5 protein-coding genes are annotated in these 3909 nt (G+C 74.9%); 4 read left to right on the top strand and 1 reads right to left on the bottom strand.

What is annotated here, in order from left to right; all coding sequences use genetic code 11:
- A partial coding sequence (locus tag GFJ45_RS15515; protein WP_194288719.1) for a protoporphyrinogen/coproporphyrinogen oxidase occupies nt 1–926 on the top strand: 926 nt, incomplete at its 5' end.
- 33 nt (nt 927–959) lie between these two features.
- Nucleotides 960–1676: a hydrogen peroxide-dependent heme synthase gene (gene hemQ / locus GFJ45_RS15510; protein WP_153398843.1), complete on the top strand. Its 717-nt coding sequence runs from the start codon at nt 960–962 to the stop codon at nt 1674–1676.
- A 70-nt stretch (nt 1677–1746) separates the two neighbouring features.
- On the opposite strand, the gene msrB is transcribed toward hemQ, so the two are convergent.
- Nucleotides 1747–2184, bottom strand: coding sequence for a peptide-methionine (R)-S-oxide reductase MsrB (gene msrB, locus GFJ45_RS15505; protein WP_153398841.1), 438 nt, complete (start codon nt 2182–2184; stop codon nt 1747–1749).
- Between the two features lie 116 nt (nt 2185–2300).
- Here msrB and ligD point away from each other — a divergent pair, with 116 nt between their 5' ends.
- Nucleotides 2301–3389, top strand: coding sequence for a non-homologous end-joining DNA ligase (ligD, locus tag GFJ45_RS15500; protein ID WP_153398839.1), 1089 nt, complete (start codon nt 2301–2303; stop codon nt 3387–3389).
- Nucleotides 3389–3909, top strand: a 521-nt coding sequence (locus tag GFJ45_RS15495; RefSeq protein WP_456093929.1) for an ATP-dependent DNA ligase, incomplete at its 3' end; no start/stop codon positions are given. The genes ligD and GFJ45_RS15495, both read left to right, overlap by 1 nt.

Below are 3909 nucleotides of genomic sequence, written 5' to 3'. Positions count from 1 at the left end.
ACTTCGACAGTCCCGTCGTGGCGACCTCGCACGACAGCGGTGTCGGGTTGTCCGAGACAGGCTCCATGCTGGCCGGCTCTGGGGCCGGGGGCGCGGAGGCGGGGCCGGTGTTTGCGGGCCTGCCCGGGGGGCTGCACCGGCTGGTCGACGCGCTCGCGGCGCAGCTGCGTGCCCGCGGCGTGACCATCCGCGCCGACACCGTGGTGCGCGAGCTGCAGCCGGTGCCGGAGACCGACCTGTGGCAGCTGGTGACCGGACCGGTCCCGAACCCGACCGGCTACCTCGCCGAGCGGGTAGTGCTGGCGCTGCCGCCGGCCCCGGCCGGCCGGCTGCTGCAGCCGCACGCCCCGGTGGCCGCCGCGCGGCTGCAGCGGGTGCCGACCGCGTCGATGGCGGTCGTCACCCTCGCGCTGCCGGCGGCCGCTACCCCCGAGCTGCCGGGCTCGGGGCTCCTGGTGCCGCCGGTGGAGGGGCGGACGGTGAAGGCGGCCACGTTCTCGGCCGGTAAGTGGGACTGGGTGCGCGAGGCCGGCCGGGGTGCCGCTCCCGGCGGGGGTGACCTGCTGCTGCTGCGCGCCTCCGTCGGGCGGCACCGCGAGGAGGCGGCGCTGCAGCACGACGACGGCGAGCTGGTGCACCGGGTGCTGCACGACCTCGGCGACCTGGTCGGTGCCCCGATACCGCACCCGGTGGACAGCCACGTGCAGCGGTGGGGCGGGGCGCTGCCGCAGTACCCCGTGGGACACCCGGCGGTGGTGGCGGAGGTGCTGACCGAGGTCGCCGGCCTGGCCGGGGTCGAGGTGGCCGGTGCCGCCTACCAGGGCGTCGGGGTGCCGGCCTGCATCGGGTCCGGCCGCGCGGCGGCCCGGCGGGCGGCCGGCCTGGACGCCGACGGTGACAGTGACCGTGGGGTCGACCCCGGCTGAGGAAAGCCCGGCTGGGCGTCGGAGAATGGCGGCATGACCGACCAGCACCCACCGGCGCCCGCCACCGAGACCGTCGAGGACATCAACAGCGGCATCCGGTACGCGATGTACTCGGTGTTCGCCTCGGCCACGCCGTTGGCGGAGCAGGACCGCGACGTGCTGGCGGTCGAGGTGGAGCAGGTGGTCTCCGACCTGGCGCCGCAGGGGCTGCAGGTGCGCGGCTGGTACGACGTTTCGGCGCTGCGTGCCGACGCCGACCTGATGGTGTGGTGGCACGCCCCCGCCATCGAGGTGCTGCAGGAGGCCTACCGGCGGGTGCGCCGCTCCCGGCTGGGGGCCCACCTCACGCCGGTGTGGTCCAACGCGGCCATCCACCGGCCGGCGGAGTTCAACCGCGGCCACGTGCCGGCGTTCCTGGCGGGGGAGGAGCCGAAGGCCTACGCGTGCGTCTACCCGTTCGTGCGCAGCTACGAGTGGTACGTGCTGCCGCAGGAGGAGCGCTCCCGGATGCTGCGCGAGCACGGGATGGCCGCCCGCGACTACCCGGACGTGCGCGCCAACACCCTCGCCGCGTTCGCGCTCGGCGACTACGAGTGGCTGCTGGCGTTCGAGGCCGACGAGCTGCACCGGATCGTGGACCTGATGCGGGAGCTGCGCGCCGTGGACGCCCGCCGGCACGTCCGCGAGGAGGTTCCGTTCTTCACCGGCCCGCGGGTGGAGCTGACCGAGCTGGTCCAGCGGCTCCGCTGAGCCGGCCGGCGCAGCGTGGGGTGAACCGTGCGCCCGGGCGCACGGTTCACTCCACGGTCGCGGCGGGGCGTCAGTTGCCGGACGTGGGGCTGAGCGTCATCGCGATCGAGTTCATGCAGTAGCGCAGGTCGGTGGGGGTGTCGTAGCCCTCACCCTCGAAGACGTGCCCCAGGTGGGAGCCGCAGTTGGCGCAGCGCACCTCGGTGCGGGCCCGCCCCAGCGAGTGGTCCTCGAGGTACTCCACCCGGTCCTCGGCTAGCGGGGAGTAGAAGGAGGGCCAGCCGCAGTGGCTCTCGAACTTGCTGTCGCTGCGGAACAGCTCGGCGCCGCAGGCACGGCAGGAGTAGACGCCCTCGGTGAAGGTGTCGGTGTACTCCCCGACGAACGGGCGCTCGGTGCCGGCCTCACGCAGCACGTGGTACTCCTCGGGGGAGAGCTCCTGGCGCCACTCGCTCTCGGACTTGGTGACCTGGTAGCGGCCGCTGCTCGGGCTGGTGTGCTCGCTCATGGTGGTGCCAACGCTACCGGCGCCTCCCGGCTTCCCGCGCGGGCCCCCGCCGCCTGCCATCGGGCTGCGCGCCGGTTCCCGCGCGCTGTCCCACCGGACCGGTAGCGTGCGGTGTCATGGGGTCGGCGACAGTGCTCGAGGTGCCCGGGCCGGAGGGCGTGCGGGCGGTGCGGCTGACCAGCGCCGACCGGGTGCTCTGGCCGGCCACCGAGGCCGGCCCCGCGGTCACCAAGGGCGACCTGGCCTCCTACGTGCAGCAGGTGGGGGAGGCGCTGCTGCGCGGGCTCGCCGACCGGCCGGTGACGCTGCAGCGGTTCCCGGACGGTATCGACGGGGAGGCGTTCTACTCCAAGAACCCGCCGCGCGGCGTGCCGGAGTGGGTGCGCACCACGGTGTGCACCTACCCCTCCGGGCGGCGGCACCCGCAGCTGGTGCTGGACGAGCCGGCCGCGGCGGTGTGGGCGGTGCAGATGAACACCATCACCTTCCACCCCTGGCCGGTGCGCACGGCCGACAACGACCACCCCGACCAGGTGCGCCTGGACCTGGACCCGCAGCCGGGGCGCGGCTTCGCCGACGTCGTCGAGGTCGCCCGCGGGCTCCGGGCGCTGATGACCGAGCTGGGGCTGGTGCCCTACGTCAAGACCAGCGGCAACCGTGGGCTGCACGTCTACGCCTCGGTCCGGCCGGAGCGAGAGTTCCTCGAGGTGCGGCACGGCGTGATCGGCATCGCCCGCGAGCTGGAGCGGCGGATGCCGGAGCTGGTCACCTCCGCGTGGTGGAAGGAGGAGCGCGGGGAGAAGGTGTTCGTCGACTACAACCAGGCCACCCGCGACCGCACCATCGCGGCCGCGTGGAGCCCCCGGCCGCTCCCCGGGGCGACCGTCTCCGTCCCGGTCGGCTGGGAGGAGCTGGCGGACCTGGAGCCGCGCGCGCTGACGGTGCACACCGTGCCGGCGCGGCTGGCCGAGCCGGGGGACCCCTGGGCGGGGATGGCCGACGACGTGGGCGACTTCGCCGCCGCGATGGCGCTGTGGGAGGCCGACCTGGAGCGCGGGCTGGGGGAGATGCCGTTCCCGCCGGACCATCCGAAGATGCCGGGGGAGCCGCGGCGGGTGCAGCCCAGCCGCAAGCGCGCCGACCTGCCCGACCCCGAGGACCGCCGGCCGGCTGCGGCCGGCACCGACACCGTGGAGGAGCGCTGATGGACCTGCCGGTCATGCCGCCGGTGAAGCCGATGCTGGCCCGGCCGCTGAAGCAGCTGCCCGAGGGCCAGCTCTACGAGCCGAAGTGGGACGGCTTCCGCACCATCGTGTTCCGGGACGGCGACGAGGTGGAGGTCGGCTCCCGCAACGGCCGCCCGATGACCCGCTACTTCCCCGAGCTGGTGGAGCAGGTGCTGGCGCAGCTGCCGGAGCGGGCCGTCGTCGACGGGGAGGTGGTGGTGGCCGACCCGGAGACCGGGCGGCTGGACTTCGAGGCGCTGCAGCAGCGCATCCACCCCGCCGACTCGCGGGTGCGGCTGCTGGCCGAGCAGACGCCGGTGAGCCTGGTCGCCTTCGACCTGCTGGCGCTGGGCGAGGAGGACCTGACCGGTCGCCCGTTCCGGGAACGGCGAGCGCGGCTGGAGGAGGCACTGGCCGGCGCCCGGCCGCCGGTGCACCTCACCCCGCTGACCGACGACCCGGCCACCGCCCGCGAGTGGTTCCAGCACTTCGAGGGCGC

It is taken from the genome of Ornithinicoccus halotolerans (assembly GCF_009602535.1).
GTDB lineage: Bacteria > Actinomycetota > Actinomycetes > Actinomycetales > Dermatophilaceae > Ornithinicoccus > Ornithinicoccus halotolerans.
Note: the sequence above shows the minus strand (reverse complement) of the source record. Positions and strands in the feature narration are given on the sequence as shown.

What these genes read in the sequence shown, in the direction of transcription:
- hemQ (WP_153398843.1), top strand. Translation starts at nt 960, where the DNA reads ATGACCGACCAGCACCCACCGGCGCCCGCCACCGAGACCGTCGAGGAC.
- msrB (WP_153398841.1), bottom strand. Translation starts at nt 2,184, where the DNA reads ATGAGCGAGCACACCAGCCCGAGCAGCGGCCGCTACCAGGTCACCAAG.
- ligD (WP_153398839.1), top strand. Translation starts at nt 2,301, where the DNA reads ATGGGGTCGGCGACAGTGCTCGAGGTGCCCGGGCCGGAGGGCGTGCGG.